Consider the following 17,768-nt stretch of genomic DNA (forward strand, 5'->3'; position numbering starts at 1 on the left):
AGCGTGTCTGGAAAGCCCTCCCGATGAAACCCGATCCCGCGCGGCTGCGTGCCGACACCTACCCTCTATTTACAACGGTTCCGAGCCGGTTCCGCGACCTGGATACGCTGGGTCATCTGAACAATGTCGCCATCGGCAGCTTCTACGAGGAAGGCCGCGCCCATCTCAATCGCACCGCCTTTCCTGCCGAAACCCGGCATGCGAACGCGATGCGCCTGCTGATTGCCGATACCCATATCGCCTATCTGGCGGAGGCCCACTATCCCGGAGATCTTGAGGTCGGAGCGGGCGTGCTGCGCATCGGCCGGTCAAGTTACACCGTGGCGCTCGGACTGTTTCAAAACGGCGTGTGCGTGGGCACATCGGAGTCGGTGATGGTCAACACGGACGGCGAGAAACCGGCACCCCTTCCCGCGGACGGGGTCGCCCGGCTGGAGCAATATCGCCTTCGCGGCGGGTAGGCGCCTATTCGGCCGCGCGTGCCGGATCGACCCGGTGCTGAACATGACCGGCCGTGCGCGCCGAGACCGACCGCGACCAGGCTGACCGGCTGAGCTCTGACTCCCTCACAACAGCGCCGGCCAGATCGGGCAGGATGGCCAGAGCCTCCTCATGACTGACCTGGCGGGTCTCGTTGCGGTCCTTCCAGTAGTCCCAGTAGCTGGTCATGTGGGTCAGCGCCGCCATGTCGTCGCCGATCCGGGTGAACAGGCCCGGCACCTGCAGCAGAAAATCTTTCATGGCGAGGGCATCGCCTTCATTCATGAAGGCGCCCACCGCATCGAAATACCGGTGCCGCGAGGCCACAAGCTCATCCCAGCGTGACTTCACCGCATGACGCAGACGACCGAGCACGGGCTGCAGGGGCCGGTGACGGTATTGCCGGTCGACGATTTCGAGATCGGCCAGATCGCTCAGGAAGCGGGTCAGCCCGCCGGTCAGCTTTCCGGCCGACCAGTCGTAATACAGCATGCCCTTCCAGCCATACACGCCCTGCTCGAACTCCTCGTCGCTCATGCGCAAGGCCTCGCGCAGCGCATCGCGGGCCTGGCTTTCCGCCTCGCCGAACAAGACTGCGGCCAGCCGCTCGGAGCGCTTGCTGGCCTTGTCACGGCCCAGCGCCAGCCGGCTGATCTGATCCATGTGCTCGAGCACGTATTTGCGCAACACTCGCTCGTCGAGCTCGCTCATCGCAAAGAAGCGCTGATCGATCCGCCGGCCGCTGAACCGTGCCGACAGGAGAAACGGGTCGAAGGACGGGCTTGAGGAGAGGAGCTTGAGCGTTTCCAGATCGGCTTCGAAGACCTGGTCGCCGGTGCCGCCGAGACGTCCGAGAAACTCGACCAGACGGCTCTCCATGTCGCCGGATTCGATGAACAGCCAGAACGCGCCCGCGCGCAGATCCGTCAGGTCTATGGGCAGGACCAGCTTGGTCGCAATCGGGCGCCGGGTATTTGCAAGATGAAACTCGTGGCGGCGCAGATTGTGCTTGACCACGAAACACCGGTTCAGCCGGGGCGAGAAGAAGAGCGGCGCGCTGCTGTCTTCAAGATCGGGATAGCGCTCGTGCAGACTGCACAGATCGAGCACGCGCGGCGAACATCCGCGCCGGACCAGTCTGCTCAGATCATAGGGCTTTTGCAGCGCCATGCAGTGTCCGCCTCATCCTGACCTCTCAGAATGGCGATGCAGAATGAATATCGTATTAGAAATCACGGTAAATTCGCGCTTAACGCGTAAATCGGCTAATTGCCCGTGCTTGCGCCGATGCTCCAGGCTGTCAGCCTTCCCGGCCTTCGGTAGCCCGCAAGGCCTCGCCGGTCCTGCGTCGCGGTGATAGTCGTAGTAGTAGGAGGCGGGAGCCGTGTCTCAGTCCTGACGGGTCAGACGTCTTCGCGCTCGGGCAGGAAGATCTCGCGCTTGCCGGCATGGTCGGCCGGACCGATCATGCCCTCGTCTTCCATCCGCTCGATCAGGCTGGCGGCCCGGTTATACCCGATCTGCAGCCGGCGCTGTATATAGCTGGTCGACGCCTTGCGGTCGCGCGCCACCACTCCAACGGCCTGGTCGAAGAGATCGTCCCCCGAGCCCCCGTCCGAGCCGAACAGGTCGCCGCCCTCTTCGTCGATGTCTTCGGTGACCGCATCGAGATATTCCGGCGTACCCTGTGACTTGAGGAATTTGGCCACTTCCTCGACTTCACCGTCGGACACGAAAGGACCGTGCAGGCGCCGGATGCGTCCACCGCCTGCCATGTAGAGCAAGTCGCCCATGCCGAGCAGCTGCTCGGCGCCTTGCTCGCCCAGGATCGTCCGGCTGTCGATCTTCGAGGTGACCGAATAGGAGATCCGTGTAGGGAAGTTCGCCTTGATCGTGCCCGTAATCACGTCCACCGACGGGCGCTGGGTCGCCATGATCAGATGGATGCCGGCCGCCCGCGCCATCTGGGCCAGACGCTGGACTGCGCCTTCGATCTCCTTGCCGGCGACCATCATCAGGTCGGCCATCTCGTCGATCACCACGACGATATACGGCATGTGCTCGGGTTCGATGATCTCGGTCTCGTAGATCGGCTCGCCGCTCTCGCGGTCGAAGCCGGTCTGGACCGTGCGTTCCAGCGTCTCGTCGGCGGCACGTGCCTTGGCCGCCTTTTCGTTGAAGCCGTCCATGTTGCGCACGCCGACCTTGGACATTTTCAGATAGCGCGACTCCATCTCGCGCACCGTCCATTTCAGCGCCGCAACGGCCTTCTTGGGGTCCGTCACCACCGGGCTTAAAAGATGCGGGATGCCGTCATAGACCGACAGCTCGAGCATTTTCGGGTCGATCATGATGAACCGGCAATCGCTCGGCGAATGACGATAGAGCAGCGACAGGATCATTGCGTTGATCCCGACCGACTTGCCCGACCCGGTCGTACCGGCGATCAGCAGGTGAGGCATGCGGGCCAGATCGGCGAAGAAGGGCTCCCCGCCGATCGTTTCGCCCAGGGTCAGGGGCAGCTCGGCCTTGGCTTTCTCGAAGCCGACCGAGGAAAGCAGGGCGCGCAAATAGACCGTTTCACGCGTCTGGTTGGGCAGTTCGATGCCGATGGCGTTGCGTCCGGGTACCACCGCCACCCGGCAGGCCACCGCCGCCATGGAGCGGGCGATGTCGTCGGCGAGATTGATGACACGGCTGGTCTTTACTCCGGGAGCGGGCTCCAGCTCGTAGAGCGTGACGACCGGACCGGGACGCACTTCGGTGATTTCGCCTTTCACGCCGAAATCGGACAACACCGATTCCAGCAATTCGGCGTTCTGCGCCAGGGCATCGGGGTCTGCCATTTCCGAGCGGGGCTGGGCCGGGTTCAGCAGATCCAGCCGGGGCAGCTCGAAGCCCTCGGCCTGGGCAAACGGCAACGCGCCCTGCGCCTCGCGCGCTTCGCGGTCGGAGGGTTTGGGCTTCTTCTTCGCCGTCACGGTGGGCGTCACGCGCTCGGACGGGGCCGGCGGTTCGCGACGGGGACGCGGCGCCCGGGCGGGACGTTCGGGTCGCGACTTGAGGAAGGCGGGAGCGGTCTCCGCGCGGCCCTCTGCGACGGGCTGTGCCGCGAGCTCTGCGGCGTCGCGGCGCCAGGGGCGCGGAATGCGGCCGACGACCTGATCGGTCCAGACGCGCAGCGTAACCCAGCCGACTTCAGCCGCCTCGGTCGCCGCGCTCAGGTCGCGAGCCGTCAGGCCGAAGCAGAACACTGTGCCGGCAATCGCGATCGCCAGCCCGGTCCCGCCCGCGATGAAGAGGCTGGCGGGCACATTCAAAGAAGCCAGGCCGTGCGCTGCGCTGAGTACCAACGTATCGCCGACAAGGCCGCCCAGGCCCGCGGCAAAGGGCCAGTTGACCGGAAGCGGGAGCGCAGACAGCGCCGCGGCGAACCCGGCGATCCCGATCATGGCACTGAGGAAACGGAATCCGACCACCGAGCCGGGCCGCCGGCGCGGACCGGTCCAGAGCAGGATCAGCCCCCATCCCAACACGATGAGCGCCAGCGCAAGTCCGCTCCAGCCGAGCGTCTGGAGCAGTAGATCGGAAGCGACGGCGCCCCAGGCGCCGGCAAGATTGCGCACCGGGCCGTCGGAAGCGACGTTGAGGCTGGCATCGAGCGGGTGATGGCTGATCGCCGCGACGAGCAGGAAGCTGCCCAGAGCGACCATGGCGACGCCTGTCAACGCCGTGCGCACACGCGACAGAACGCTGAAGCGCTCAGCGGCAACCGGCCTGGAAGAGGAGGTTTTGCGGCTCATGTCAGGGACATTGCCGCAAGAGTCTTCAAAGGTCGTAAATGCGCGTTAACCCTCGACCGCTCATTGCAGCGGCCCTACAGGCCAAGTCAGGACCACGGGCGGGACGCGACTGGATTCCGCGGCGGGGTCCCGGGTTTCGGGAAAGAGGGACCATTGGGCATTGGCGACCAGGAAGGCGCGATTGTTCTCGATATTCAGGGTCGTCGGTTCGCCGTGCTCGCCGAACGCGGGATGCAGGGTCAGCTCCGGCTCGACCGAACGGATGGACCCACGCTCGACCGCGATGCGAAAAACGCCCATGGGTTCTGCCCCGTTGCGAACGGCGTAAATCGTTCCGTCTGGTCCCGTGGCCAGGCCGTCCAGACCGATCAGACTGGCCTGGGGCGCGGGCACAAGCTGTGCCCTCCCGGTATCCGGGTCGATGCGCCACAGCCCCATCGCGTAGTCGGCCACCCAGATCGCACCGCCGGTGACGACGATCCCCTGCAGCGATCCGAAATGGGGATGGGTCGCCACCGTTTCCGGCTCGGCCAGAGGACCGCGGAGGCGGTAGACTCGGTTGGCCCCGCCATCCACCGCGTAGACGACGCCATCGCGGACCGTCACGTCCGTGATCCGCCCGGCACCCTCGATTTCGTGACGCGTCATCAACCCGCCGGTCATCAGATCGAAGGCGAACAAGGCAGTCCCCGGCGCCTCGCCGTCCCGCAGCGGGGTCTGTGGCAGGCTGCCCGACGCCACGTAAAGCAGCCTGTTTCGTCCGTCGATCGCCAGGGCGAAGACCGAATACAAGCCGTCCTCGGGGCCGGCGAAGACCTGCGGTTCGCTGCTGCCATGCTCGAAAACGTAGACGGTGCGGTCGGCCACGCCGCCCAGGAAAACGCGCTCGGTTTCGATGTCCACAGCGATCGCCTCGATCAGGCTGTCGGCGAGCGGGACAGTCAGGAGGGTTTCGGCGCGGCCCTGCGCGGTCGCATGTCGATCAAGGCGGCTGCGGATCGCGGCGAGCCGGACCGGTGCGGTCTCCTGCAATTGCGCCAGTGTATCGAGCCCGTTGAGGTCGAAAGCCAGACCGGCCTGCGCGATCCGCTCCAGCGCCTGGAGCTGACCCTCGAGATCGCCCGCCATCCCGCTCAGAAGGAGTGCATTGTTCAGAAGGCCCGGATGACCGGGTTGCAGGGCGAGGGCTGCCTCGTTCGAGCGCCGGGCCAGCACAAGATCGGACTGTCCCGCAACCTCGCGTGTGACGTCGCGCAGGTCGCGCGACAGGTCGAGAACCCCGGCCGGCGCCTCTTCGGATTGCGCGCCTGCGGCCGGCTGGGCAACGAAAGACAGGGCGAGAAGAAGGGCAATTACTTTAATTGTCATACGACCACTTAAATCAAGCACCGGTGCGAGGCAACCGCGTTGCGGTTCAGGCCCCCCGGGAGCCTTTCAGTTCGAGTTCAGGTGCGGAGTGATCGCCGGAGGCGGTGGTCGGCAGGTGGCACATCACCGTGGTGCCTTTACCCGGTTCGCTTTCCAGCTCGACCCATCCGCCATGCAGGCGGACGATGTCGTTCACCAGCGCCAGCCCGAGACCCGCGCCACCGCCCTCACCGCTTTCGAACCGCTCGAAAATCTTCGCCTGGCGCTCCGGTGCAATACCGCGGCCATCATCATTGACCCAGAGACAGGCGTCATTGCCTTCGATGCGCGCCCCGATCTCGACCTCGCCGCCGGCGTCCACATGATCCATCGCATTGGTGATGAGATTGTAGAGCACCTGCTTGATCCGGTTGGAGTCCGCGCGGATCGCCGCCCCCTCCTCGGCGAAGGCCAGGTTCAGCCTGATGCTTTCGTGTTCCGCCCGGCTGGCGAGGAGGTTGCAGGCTTCTTCGGCCATCTCGTCCAGGCGAACATCCCCGAGTTCGAGTTCGAGCTGCCCGGCATCGATCGCGGCAATGTCCAGGATATCGTCGATCAGCTTGGCCAGCTGGCCGGAGGCGCTCTGGATCGCCGACATGTGGTCCTTCTGACCGTCATTGAGCTCGCCGGCCAGACCGGCCGCAAGGAGATCGGCATAGCCGCCAATTGTCGTCAGCGGTGTGCGCAGCTGGTAGCTGACATGTTTGACAAACTCGGTCTTGATCCGCTCGGAGGCTTCCAGGGCTTCGGCCTTGTCGCGCAGGGCCGCCTCGATCCGGCGAGAGTCGGTAATGTCGTCCCAGGCGATGAGCGTCGCGCCATCGGGCAGCGGCCGCGTGAGCCAGGTCAGGACCGTCCCGTCCGAGCGGCGGATTTCCCCGGTGGTCGCCTTGCGCGCGTCGGGACCGGGATCGGTGATGCGCGCTTTCAGCTCGTTCCAGCGATCGGGATCGGGGAAGAGCGCGTGACAGGCGTCTGCGACCTGTTCGAACGGCGCATTCTCCAGCGCTTCGGCGTCGAGATTCCAGACCTTGGCAAAGGCCGCATTGGACAGCTTCAGCTTGCCGTCGGAGCCGAACACAGCCACCGCCTCGTTCAGGCGGTCGAGCGTTGCCCGCTGCACCTTCATCAGCGTCGTATAGCGCGCCTGCAAGGTGAGCTGGTCGGTCATGTCCTCGAAGATGAACAACAGGCCGCCATGGGGATGGCGTTGACGCGCCACCCTCAATGTCCGGCCATCGGGCAGCGACCACAACTCGTCCGGCGTTTCGTCGGCAGGCGGGTTTTCGTACTGGCTCAGTTCCGCCTCACGCCAGGCCGTGTAGTCGGCCTGCTCGGGCAGCAGGCGCTTTTCGCGTAGCCGGTCGAGCAGGGCTCCATGGCCGGGGCGCTCGTTGAGCATGGCCTCATCCAGGCGGAACAGCCGGGCGAAGGCGCGATTATAGAAGCTGAGCTTGCGCGACCGGTCGAAAATGGCGACCGCCTCGGCCATGTGGTCGAGCGTCTGGTCATGCGCTTCGGCCAGCCGCTCAAGCTCGTCCTTGGCTCCCTCGCCCTCGGTGATATCAAGGGCCAGACCGGCAATCCCGCCCGAAACAGGATACAAAGCCAGTTCCAGCACGCGCCGCTCCGACTCCACGACAGCGGCCTTGATCGAACGGCGCGCCTGTCCGGAGGCGAGGACCTCGCGCCCCTGTTCGCGGATCGAGACGTCGAGGAAGATCTGCGACGACAGAACGTCAGCGGCATCCTTGGCACCCACGGCGCGCACATAGGCCGGATTGACCCATTCCAGCTTGCCGGACGCGTTCATCCGGAAGGCCGGATAGGGCGCACGGCCGAGCATGTCGAGAAAGGCCAGCGGATCTTCGGACACGGTCCGGCGCGCCTCTTCCAGCCGCCCCCTGGCCCCGGACTCCTCGAGCCCGCGAATGGTGGCATCGGAGAGCCAGAGCACCAGCTGGGCGCCGGCGGCGCGGCCGTCGGCCTCGATAAATCGCCCCGAGGGACCGGCGACGGTGAGCGAAAACGGCTGACCGCTCTCCATCAGCGTGCGCATACGCTGACGCAGGGTCGTGTCTTCGCCGCTTGCAGAGCGTGCCTCGAAATCGGCGAACCCGTCCAGAAGCGCAGCCGCAACCGTTTCATCTCCGCCCGGCGTGCCGCCGAGATCGGCGAATTTCAACATGGCAGCCAGCGCGGTCGGAGAGCCGTAGACTTTCGGCTTCGCCCAGTTTCCCGCATCGACGTCGGGCGGGGAGTCCCACACGATCACGAGGCCGGGGTGAGCACTGAAGATGCTGTCTGAATCCGACAGCCGGTCTTCCAGCCAGCCAACGCGGCGGCGCCACTGAGCCTGTGCGCGGCGCACGCCGGCGGTCAGGCGAAACGCCCACAAAGCCGCCGCGACACCGAACGCCACGGAGCCGACGGTCACGATGAAGGTCGCGAGCTGGACGGGCTCGGCCACGGCCATGGATGGTTTCCCCTGCTTCGCCCCTGACGCGGGTCCCGCGCATCGCGCCAGCCTCCGCAAGGAGATCGGCCCGATTAACGAATCATAACTTTACCGGAAGGTGAATCATCTGGCGACGGGGAGAGGACGTTTTAACCCGCAGCCGTTCAGCGCACGGTCACCTCGCCCATCTTGAACTCGAAAAGAACGACGCAGCCGGACAGGTATGCGCCTTCGCTCAAGGCCTGAAACCGCCAGCCCTCGACGGCACGCTGCGCCTCGTGGTCGAAACTCCCCCCCGGCACGCCGCGGGCAATGCGGACATTTTCGACCGTGCCGGCCTGCGCGACATCGAACTGCACGATCGACCAGCCCTGCAGTCCCCGGCTCCATCCGCGTGCGGGATATTCGGGCATGGGCGCGGCAACGGCCCGCAAGGGCTCGCCCGAACAGCCGGCCCCCGACGCGGCCCGCTCGACATTGGGCGGATTAGGAAAATCCGACCGCGCAATGAAGGGCCCGCGCTCACGCGGGTCGGCGAGCGGGCTGACAGCCTCCACCTGCGCGCAGGCGGCGAGAACAAGCGGGATGATCAGAAGATAGCGCATGGGCGCGAGAGTGGCTCCGGCCGGGTCGCGCTGCAAGACGCAAGGTGCAACACAAACAAAAACCCCGCCGGCGCGAACCGGCGGGGTTTCTGATGTCGCATTGGCGCGAGCCCCGGGCCCTGCCTTCGGCGCACCCGGGGTTTCAACGCCTAGTAGCGGTAGTGCTCGGCCTTGTACGGGCCTTTCTGCTCGACACCGATATAGTCGGACTGCTCGGGCGACAGCTCGGTGAGCCGGGCCCCCAGCTTGGGCAGGTGCAGCGCCGCAACCTTTTCATCGAGGTGCTTGGGCAGGATGTAGACATCGTTCTTGTACTGGTCGCCCTTGGTCCAGAGCTCGATCTGGGCAAGCACCTGGTTGGTGAAGGACGAGGACATGACAAAGCTCGGGTGGCCGTTGGCATTGCCCAGATTCACCAGGCGGCCTTCGGACAGGAGGATGATCTTGTTGCCGTCGGGGAACTCGACCAGATCGACCTGGGGTTTCACGTTGGTCCACTGGAAGTTCTTCAGCGCCTCGACCTGAATTTCATTGTCGAAGTGGCCGATATTGCAGACGATCGCCATGTTTTTCATGGTGCGCATGTGATCGACGGTGACGACGTCCTTGTTGCCGGTCGCGGTCACGACGATGTCGACATCCTCGATCACGTCTTCCAGGCGCACAACGGCAAACCCGTCCATGCACGCCTGCAGGGCGCAGATCGGATCGATCTCGGTCACCGAAACCCGGCAGCCGGCCTGCGCCAGCGATTCCGCCGAGCCCTTGCCGACATCGCCATAACCGCAGACCACGGCCGTCTTGCCGGACATCATCACGTCCGTGCCGCGGCGGATCGCGTCGACGAGGCTTTCGCGGCAGCCATAGCGGTTGTCGAATTTCGACTTGGTCACGGAATCGTTGACGTTGATCGCGGGGAAGGCCAGCTCGCCGCGCTTGGCCATCTGATACAGGCGCATAACGCCGGTCGTGGTCTCTTCGGACACGCCCTTGATCGCGTCCTTGGCCTTCTTGAACCAGCCCGGTGTCGCCTTGATCCGGCGGCGGATCACTTCGAAGAGGAATTTTTCTTCCTCCGATTTCGGCTCGCCGAGCACGGACGGATCTTCTTCCGCGCGCGTACCGAGCTGGAGGTACATGGTGGCATCGCCGCCATCGTCGAGGATCATGTTCGCCGTTTCACCGTTCGGCCAATGGAAGATGGCGTCGGCGAACTCCCAGTATTCAAGGAGGGTTTCGCCCTTGTAGGCGAAGACCGGGATCTTCTTCTCGGCGATCGCCGCAGCGGCCTGATCCTGGGTGGAAAAGATGTTGCAGGAGGCCCAGCGCACTTCCGCGCCCAGCTCGACCAGCGTCTCGATCAGCACCGCAGTCTGGATCGTCATGTGCAGTGAGCCGGCGATACGGGCGCCTTTCAGCGGCTGGCTGTCCTTGTATTCTTCACGCAGCGACATCAGGCCGGGCATTTCGATCTCGGCCATCTCCATCTCGGTCCGGCCCCATTTGGCCAGGGAGATGTCCTTGATGAAATTATCATTCTTGGACGCTGCATCGTTCAGAAGAGTCATGGATAAACCTTTTTCCGCTTTGTCAGGACATCAGGCGCGACACGCGCCGCCCAGGGAGTGACGTGCCGGGTATACCCGCTTGCCCTCGAGGTCGCAAACGAAGCGGTGACCACGACCGTCCGCGCCGCGATTGTGACGGTGGCATAAAATCTTCGCCCCGCTCGGCGCAAAGATTCGATTCCCGGCCTCGTTCTTGTATAAACGTTCTGGTAACGCTTCCGGGCGTGCCACGCGGAGACACTGCGTCTTCGAAGGGGGCGGACAGGCGCCGGTCGGATCAGACGCAAGGGGGTTGCGGGTCCGGCCACTCGAAGTTTGAGGGGATGCTAAGCTCATGTCGAACTTGCCGACGGCACATGCGAGCCAGTCATTTGGCCACAGGACCATCGATTTCTACGCTGCTCCGGGACAGGTCACCGGGTCCGACCCGCGCTCGCGTTCGGACGAACGCCGCATTCAGGACATGGACGGCGCGCGTCATGCCGTCCGCCTGAGCGACCGCGACTTCGGCCTGGACGCCGGCGATCTCGCGGCCGTCCTGCGAGCGCAGTCCGGCCCGTCCCACAAGTCGCGGCCGGTGGCGGTGATCAATTACTCATCGAAGACCTGGACACGCACCCAGCCGGACGCTCGCACGCTGCTCTCGAAGACCGGCGTGGCACGCAATGTGAACTGGGCCTTGGCCATGCTCACCTTCCTGCTGGCGATTGCCGTGCTTTTCTGGCCGGAGCTGCGCGCTTTCGCCGTCGAGTTTTTTCCCGTGAGCGCGTCTGTCCTTCCGCAATTCGACGTCTTCGTACAGATCGCGGCGGCGGCACCCGACCTGGCATCCTGGCGGATCGAGTCGAGCTTCGGCTCTCTGATCGAGGGTGCGGAACAGGCGCTCCCGATCCTGGCGGGCTATGGCGCCGTCCTGATTTTCGCCGCCCTGGTTGCCGGGGGCGCAGTCATTACCTACTTCGCGCGTTCCTGGCGGCTCTTGTGGGTGCCGATTCTGATCGCTGTGATCGGGGCGCTGTCGGTCGGGCTTTCCGGGGTCGAACAGGCGGCCGCCCCGGCCGCAGGTGCGCTGACGGGCGTGGCCGGCATTTTCCTTATCGGCGGCCTGATCAACCGAAACCGGGACGTCTGGCGGCTGGAGAAGCGGATCTCGCGGCTGGCCGACCATTTGCTGCGCCACCCGCCCGAAGAGATGGTAACGGCCAGCTATGCCTCCGGATACCGCGGGGCCGAACAGACAGACGGCGCTCAGTCATCAGAGGCCGGGACCGATATCGATACCGAGGCGGATGTAGAGACATCTTCACACGCCGATGCGGCCAATGACACCGGCGCGGATGTCGTGGCCGAGGAGGCCGTGAGCAGCGAAGACATCGCGCCAGACGCTCCGCTTGCCGCCGACGGCCCCTATTCCCAGATCGACGCTGGCGCCGCGGCAGCCGAAGCCGGACACGGTGACGAGACGGACGAGGACACGCCCGTCGCCGGCAACCCGGCAGATGACACGCTTGCCGAACGCGCGTCGGACGAGGCTGAGCCGCTGGAGAACGCCGGCGAGCCGGCACCCGCCATCGAAGACGGCGCTGAGGGCGAGACTGGCGAAAGCGGGAATGAGGGCGAGGCGCCGCTCACCGGCGAAGCCTCGCGCACGGAGCATGAAGCCGAGCCTGCCACCGAAGATCCGCGTCATGCGTCACGCGACATTTCCCTGCCGCCGCCGCCACCCATGCCGAAAGCCACCGAAGCGCTCAAGCCGGATGCGCCCCTGACACATGCCGGATTGCCGCCGTCCGATGAGAAAGCGCCCGATCAGGACGACAGGAGCTAGTCGGTTTCCTCGAAGCCGCAGTCGATGAGCGCAGCGAGCTCCTCGACGGCCTTCTGTTCGTCCTCACCGTCGGCGGTGATGGTGACTTGCGTGCCCTTGCCGGCCGCCAGCATCAGCAAGTCCATGATCGACGTCGCACGCACGCTCTCTGACTCCTTGCTGAGCGAAATCTCGGAGGAATAGGCACGGGCCGCGGCGACGAACTTGGCGGCGGCCCGTGCATGCAGGCCGCGCCGATTGCAGATGGTGACCGCGCGCGATGCCGTCACGCGTTGCCGTCCAGGATGGTGGATGCAACGGCAATATAGCGGCGTCCGGCCTCGGATGCCGCCTCGGCAAGCGCTTTCAACCCGGTATCCGAGCGAGCTTCTGCGAGCTTGATCATCATCGGAAGGTTCGCCCCCGCGATCACCTCCACCTTGTCCTTTTCCAGAAGCGAGATGGACAGGTTGGACGGCGTCCCTCCGAACATGTCGGTCAGGATGACGACGCCGTCACCCTGGTCCACATCGGCGACCGCCTCGCGAATATCCTCGCGCCGTTTCTCCATGTCGTCATCCGGACCGATGGAGATGGCATTGCATGCGTCCAGCGGACCGACGACATGCTCTGTCGCGGCGACGAGTTCATCGGCCAGATGGCCGTGGGTGACGACAACGATGCCGATCATAAGCGCGGTAGGCCCCTTCGAAATTCAAACCCCTTGAGCGGGCATCTAAGCGAGAATGAAGCGGTCCGGCTAGCCCCCAAAGCTGTCGAACGACGCGTGTCGTCAGCGTTCGGCCCGAGGCAGTTCCACGATAAAGCGCGCCCCGGCCACCTCGCCGTCGCGATCAGGCCGGTTCTCGGCCCGGATTCGTCCTCCGTGGGCCTCGACGATCTGTTTACAGATTGAGAGGCCGAGGCCGGAATGATTGCCGAAGGCCGCGCCTTCGGGGCGCTGTGTGTAGAACCGGTCGAAAACCGTATCGAGATTGGCCGGCGGGATCCCCGGCCCGTCATCGTCGACAATGAGGCGGGCAAGGCTCCGGCCGCCCTGTATGCGTGCGGACGCGCTCGGGACGAGGGTCAACCGGACCTGTCCGCCTTCCGGAGAAAAGGTGATGGCGTTATCCACGAGATTGAAGAGCACACGGCTGATCGGCCCTTCATGGGCGCGAACGAGCACCGGGCGCGACTCCCCGGTCACCTCGACAGTCACCCCTCGCTGATTCGAGCGCTCGCTCTGATAGGTGCGGGCCAGGTCCCGGGCCAGCCGGTCCAGATCGACGAGCGCAAGATCGTCGCGCGCCAGCTCGGCATCGAGGCGCGATGCGTTCGAAATATCGGTAATGAGCCGGTCGAGACGTTTGACATCGTGCTGAATGACTTCGATCAGCCGGTCGCGGCGCAGCTCATCGCGAGCCTTGGGCAGGACTTCCGCCGCCGACCGGATCGAGGTGAGAGGATTCTTGATCTCGTGACTGACATCGGCCGCGAAGCGTTCGATCGCATCCAGCCGGTCATAAAGGGCAGTGGTCATGTCCGCGAAGGCCCGCCCCAGATCTCCGATCTCGTCGCGCCGTTCAGGCAGGCGGATAAGCGGTATCCGGCGCCCCCCGGCCAGACGGACCTCGCGCGCATTGTCGGCCAGCCGGCGAATGGGCCAGGCCACCTGGATGGTGAGCGCCAGTGCCGAAACCAGCATGACCAGTGTCGCCGCCACGATATAGGGCAGGATGGCGCGGCGTTCGGCGGCCACAAGGAGATCCAGGTCGTATGATTCGAAGGTCACGGCGCCGACGACCGCCTGGATGGGCTGAATCGGCAACGTGACCGACACGACCTGTTCTCCGGACGGGGCGCGGCGAACGCCTCGAACAATCCGCCCCTCCTCGATCGCCATCCTGACGTCGTCGAGCGCGGTGCGGCTGAGCGCCGCCCGCTCTTCCCGGGACCGGTTCAGATTCTGAAACGACGTCCAGACCGTCTGGACGAAACTCCGGGCCTCCTGGCCCAACCCTGCCTCACCCGCCCTTGGCAGGGGTTCCACCTCGACCGTTCCGGCAATCAGCCGGCTGTCCGCGACAAGCTGGGCTTCCTGATTATAGATGAGGGCGCGGGTCTCTTCGGGAACATAGACGCGGCTCAGGCGCTGCAGCACGGTGCGCGCAGCCTCCGCTTCCAGTTGAGGTTCCGGTGCGGTCTCCACCGCCGTTTCGATGAGCACGTTGGCGATGAGGGTGGCCTGAGCGGAAAGCGAGTCCATCTTGGCCTGCACCAGGCCGCGACGATTTTCCGCGATCACGAAGATGCCGGCGATCAGAACGACCAGCGCCAGGATGTGAAAGGCCGCAATCTTCCAGCCGATACGCGAGGTCAGCAGCGTCCAGCTCTGGGCGCGCAACTGACCGGTCATTCGACCGAGGCGTTCAAGACTCCTTGTAACGATAACCAACCCCATAGAGCGTCTCGATCGCGTCAAACGTATCGTCGACCTGACGGAATTTCTTGCGGATGCGCTTGATGTGGCTGTCGATCGTCCTGTCGTCGACATAGACCTGATCGTCGTACGCGGCATCCATCAGATTGTCGCGGCTTTTCACATAGCCCGGCCGGCTGGCCAGCGACTGCAGGATCAGGAACTCGGTGACAGTCAGGCGCACCGGCCGGTCATTCCACATGCAGGCATGCCGGTTGGGGTCCAGGGTGAGCGAGCCCCGCGTGATGATCTTCTGATCATTCTCAAAAGAGCCTGCTCCGGCGGCGCCCTCAGGCTGGCTGCGGCGCAGCACCGCCTTGATCCTCTTCGCCAGCAACTGGTGCGAAAACGGCTTGGTGATGTAGTCGTCAGCGCCGAGATCGAGGCCCAGCGCCTGATCGAATTCCTCGTCCTTGGAAGTCAGGAAGATCACCGGCATGTTCGAGCTCTGCCGGACCCGTCGCAGAAGCTCCAGCCCGTCCATGCGCGGCATCTTGATATCGAACACGGCCAGATCCGGCGGCGTCTCGCTCAGAGCCGTCAATGCAGCGGCCCCGTCGGTGAAGGTCCGCACATTATAGCCTTCGCCTTCCAGGAAGATGGAAACCGAGGTCAGGATGTTCTCGTCGTCATCGACCAAAGCGATCGTGGTCATGCCTACTCCGGATCTTGTGCGTCTTGGGTGGATTCACGTGACCTTATCGGCGGCAGGTCGATAGGCAAAGCCTTGTTGACGCAAGCTTAAGTATGTTTCGGCCAAGTTAGCGCTCCAAAAATGGGGACGGAGCCTGGACCTGATGGCCGGACAGGACACGCATTTCGAGGTTTTCCTCAAGAAAAGCAAGCTGGCGTCCTGGACGCTGGTTGAAGCGCGCCCGAAGCGCGAGGACGCCCTGGCGCTCGGTGAGCAGCTGAAGAAGATGAACCCGTCAGGGTCGATCCGCGTCACGCGCGAGGATTATGACGATACGACGCGGGCGTTTCGATCCATCGCCATTTTCGAATCCGGACCTGAAAAATACAGCGACCCCAAGGACAAGAAGGGTGAAGCCAAGATTCCGTGCGTGACGCCGGCCGATCTGGCCGGCCCGGCTGCACGCGAAACGACCCGGCGCGTGCTCGGTCCCTGGCTGGAACGCCATCAGATCTGCCCGATGGAGTTACTCTACCGGCCGGATATGGTGGAGAAGCTGGATTCCTCTGACACCGATCTCCAGCATGCGATCCAGAAGATCGCGGTGGCGCGCGCGCAGAATTCCGACGCTTCCGTTCATGCCTATGTGCGCCTTCTCACCGACCTGGTGCAACGGGCAATCGATCAGGCGCGCAGGGAAGCGCAACGCAAGGCCAAAACCCCCAAAGCGGCGAATTTCTCCCAGTTGGCCGAGAAAATCGTCGGAGAGGGGAGCCCGGAAAAGCGCCTGCGCACCGCGATCGCCGACGAGATCTCCGATTGCACGAGCATGACCGCCAAAGCGACCAAGCTTCTGGATATGCTCGACGACCTGCCCGAAGACCCCGAAGCGCGCGTCTTTGCCTCGCGCCAGGCCGATGCGTTCCTGGCCGAAATGCTGTCTTTCGACCGGGCTTTGCGCGGCCTGCTTGGGGAGCCGCGTGACGGGGGCGAGGAGATCGTCCGCCTCACCACCATCTATGAAGGCAAGGCGGATGCAGAGGACCTCGCCCGAGCGCCCGAGACGGCCCGGCGCCTTGCGCGGAAGTTCAAGGCCAAGGGCTTGCCGGCCACACAGGCCGAGGTCGCGGCCCGGATTCTGACGGCCTTGCGCAGTCCCAAGCGGCTGAAGCCCAACAGCGTCATGGACGAGATCAAGCTGGCCCGCTCCCTCGCCATGCGGCTGATTGCATCGTCGGGACCGGACCTGCACCCGGACTCGCTGGTCGAGGCCTTTACCCACCGGTCCGCGCGCCTGCTATCGCCCGATGCGATTGACGAAGCCCTCAAGAATTCGGCGAGCCCGCATGAAGAAATCATGCGCCTGCTTGCCATGGAGGACAATCTCGTCGGGGAAATGAACAAGCAGAAGCTGGCAAGCTATGTCCGGACCAAACTCAGGGCGAACTCGGCCGAGTCCTGGTACTCGCGAGGGCCCGGGCAACCGCTGGAGCGCCTGTCGAAGCTGTCCCAGCTCCAGGCGCGAACACTCGCCGGAACATTTCCCCAGGCCGACAAGACCGAAACCGCCCAGGCCTTCGATGAGCTTGGGCTGAAGGTGCTTGAGTCGACCAAGATCGTGGAGCGCATTGCCTCTTCAGGCCAACCGGCCTTGGCCCGCGCATCTGCCCTGCTGAAACTGGCTGCGCAGAACGTCCTGCCCAAGGGTCGCTGCCTGCAAGATGCCCACGCGCGCGCCATGCGACTTCTGGCCTCGCCCGAAGGACGCCAGGAAGCGGCCGGGCCTGATGGCGCCGCCCGCCTCGGGGAAATCCAGCGTCTGCTCGTGCAGATCGCACCGCAAATGGAGGAGGCTGAGGCGGCGGCGCAAGAGATCGGCAATGAGGATGCCTCGGCCGGCGCGTCACAAGTCCCTGTGACCGGCACTGGCGGTTAGCGCGAGCGGCCTATCGCGTTCGCGGCAGCGTCATGATGCTCGGCCAGGCGCGCCTCGGGGTCTTCGCCGAGTTCGTAGAGATAGTCCCAGGAAAAGATGCCGGAATCGTGCCCGTCCGAAAACGTCAGGCGGACCGCGTAGCGCCCGACCGGGTCCGCGGCCGTCACTTCGACAGCGTCTTTTCCGGTCAGCCATTTTTTCTGGCCCGGACCGTGCCCCTGAACCTCGGCCGAGGGGCTTTCCACGCGCAGTAGCTCGAACGGAATTCGCCGCTCCTCACCGCCCTCGAACGTGACGCGCAGTTCGCGCTCGGCAGACTTGAAAATCAGCTGGATCGGCCAGGCGCGTTCAGCCATGCCTAATCGCTCAGCTCGCGCGCTTCCTCGGGCAGCATGATCGGGACACCCTCGCGGATCGGATAGGCCAGGCCGGCCGACCGGGAAATCAGCTCGCCAGCCTCGCGATCATACTCCAGCGTGCCACGCGTTACCGGGCAAACGAGGATTTCCAGCAGCTTGGGATCGACCTCGCTGGCGCGCGGACGATCTTTCGTTTGGGAAGGGTCTTGAGGTGTTGTCATGATCCCAT

15 protein-coding genes are annotated in these 17,768 nt (G+C 64.6%); 3 read left to right on the plus strand and 12 right to left on the minus strand.

What is annotated here, in order from left to right:
* The first annotated feature begins 23 nt into the window (after positions 1–23).
* The gene (locus PGP17_RS00860; RefSeq protein WP_270373767.1) at positions 24–461 is read left to right on the plus strand and encodes an acyl-CoA thioesterase; all 438 of its coding nucleotides are present in this window, start codon (positions 24–26) and stop codon (positions 459–461) included.
* Positions 462–465: 4 nt separating this feature from the next.
* On the opposite strand, the gene PGP17_RS00865 is transcribed toward PGP17_RS00860, so the two are convergent.
* From PGP17_RS00865 to ahcY, 6 genes are all read right to left on the minus strand, one after another.
* Positions 466–1,650, minus strand: coding sequence for a hypothetical protein (locus PGP17_RS00865; protein ID WP_270373768.1), 1,185 nt, complete (start codon positions 1,648–1,650; stop codon positions 466–468).
* Between the two features lie 233 nt (positions 1,651–1,883).
* Positions 1,884–4,283, minus strand: a complete 2,400-nt coding sequence (locus tag PGP17_RS00870; protein WP_270373769.1) for a DNA translocase FtsK — start codon at positions 4,281–4,283, stop codon at positions 1,884–1,886.
* 60 nt (positions 4,284–4,343) lie between these two features.
* Positions 4,344–5,651, minus strand: a complete 1,308-nt coding sequence (locus PGP17_RS00875; RefSeq protein ID WP_270373770.1) for a hypothetical protein — start codon at positions 5,649–5,651, stop codon at positions 4,344–4,346.
* 46 nt (positions 5,652–5,697) lie between these two features.
* On the minus strand, positions 5,698–8,166 hold the full coding sequence (locus tag PGP17_RS00880; protein ID WP_270373771.1) for a sensor histidine kinase: 2,469 nt from the start codon (positions 8,164–8,166) through the stop codon (positions 5,698–5,700).
* Positions 8,167–8,312: 146 nt separating this feature from the next.
* Positions 8,313–8,753 carry a TonB family protein gene (locus tag PGP17_RS00885; RefSeq protein WP_270373772.1) on the minus strand — a complete coding sequence of 147 codons (441 nt, stop codon included), beginning with the start codon at positions 8,751–8,753 and terminating at the stop codon, positions 8,313–8,315.
* A gap of 149 nt (positions 8,754–8,902) precedes the next feature.
* Complete coding sequence (ahcY, locus tag PGP17_RS00890; protein ID WP_270373773.1) at positions 8,903–10,321, minus strand: adenosylhomocysteinase; 1,419 nt, start codon at positions 10,319–10,321, stop codon at positions 8,903–8,905.
* Positions 10,322–10,655: 334 nt separating this feature from the next.
* Between ahcY and PGP17_RS00895 the strand changes: the two genes are divergently transcribed.
* A complete protein-coding gene (locus PGP17_RS00895; RefSeq protein WP_270373774.1) occupies positions 10,656–12,149 on the plus strand; it encodes a hypothetical protein in 1,494 nt (497 codons plus the stop codon).
* Here PGP17_RS00895 and PGP17_RS00900 read toward each other — a convergent pair.
* From PGP17_RS00900 to PGP17_RS00915, 4 genes are all read right to left on the minus strand, one after another.
* Positions 12,146–12,418 carry an HPr family phosphocarrier protein gene (locus PGP17_RS00900; RefSeq protein ID WP_135944838.1) on the minus strand — a complete coding sequence of 91 codons (273 nt, stop codon included), beginning with the start codon at positions 12,416–12,418 and terminating at the stop codon, positions 12,146–12,148. The two genes, PGP17_RS00895 and PGP17_RS00900, sit on opposite strands and share 4 nt — an antisense overlap.
* Positions 12,415–12,819 carry a PTS sugar transporter subunit IIA gene (locus tag PGP17_RS00905; protein WP_135944839.1) on the minus strand — a complete coding sequence of 135 codons (405 nt, stop codon included), beginning with the start codon at positions 12,817–12,819 and terminating at the stop codon, positions 12,415–12,417. The genes PGP17_RS00900 and PGP17_RS00905 overlap by 4 nt, the downstream gene beginning before the upstream one ends.
* Positions 12,820–12,921: 102 nt before the next feature.
* Positions 12,922–14,547: a stimulus-sensing domain-containing protein gene (locus PGP17_RS00910; RefSeq protein ID WP_270373775.1), complete on the minus strand. Its 1,626-nt coding sequence runs from the start codon at positions 14,545–14,547 to the stop codon at positions 12,922–12,924.
* A 13-nt stretch (positions 14,548–14,560) separates the two neighbouring features.
* Positions 14,561–15,265, minus strand: coding sequence for a response regulator transcription factor (locus tag PGP17_RS00915; RefSeq protein ID WP_135944841.1), 705 nt, complete (start codon positions 15,263–15,265; stop codon positions 14,561–14,563).
* 142 nt (positions 15,266–15,407) lie between these two features.
* Between PGP17_RS00915 and PGP17_RS00920 the strand changes: the two genes are divergently transcribed.
* Positions 15,408–17,180: a hypothetical protein gene (locus tag PGP17_RS00920; RefSeq protein ID WP_270373776.1), complete on the plus strand. Its 1,773-nt coding sequence runs from the start codon at positions 15,408–15,410 to the stop codon at positions 17,178–17,180.
* Here PGP17_RS00920 and PGP17_RS00925 read toward each other — a convergent pair.
* Both PGP17_RS00925 and PGP17_RS00930 read right to left on the minus strand, forming a co-directional pair.
* Positions 17,177–17,536 (minus strand): gamma-butyrobetaine hydroxylase-like domain-containing protein, encoded by a 360-nt coding sequence (locus PGP17_RS00925; protein WP_270373777.1) that lies wholly within the window; start codon positions 17,534–17,536, stop codon positions 17,177–17,179. The genes PGP17_RS00920 and PGP17_RS00925 overlap by 4 nt on opposite strands.
* A gap of 2 nt (positions 17,537–17,538) precedes the next feature.
* Positions 17,539–17,760 (minus strand): Trm112 family protein, encoded by a 222-nt coding sequence (locus PGP17_RS00930; protein WP_270373778.1) that lies wholly within the window; start codon positions 17,758–17,760, stop codon positions 17,539–17,541.
* Positions 17,761–17,768: the final 8 nt, after the last annotated feature.

This window comes from Marinicauda sp. Alg238-R41, from assembly GCF_947331485.1.
Classification (GTDB): domain Bacteria; phylum Pseudomonadota; class Alphaproteobacteria; order Caulobacterales; family Maricaulaceae; genus Marinicauda; species Marinicauda pacifica.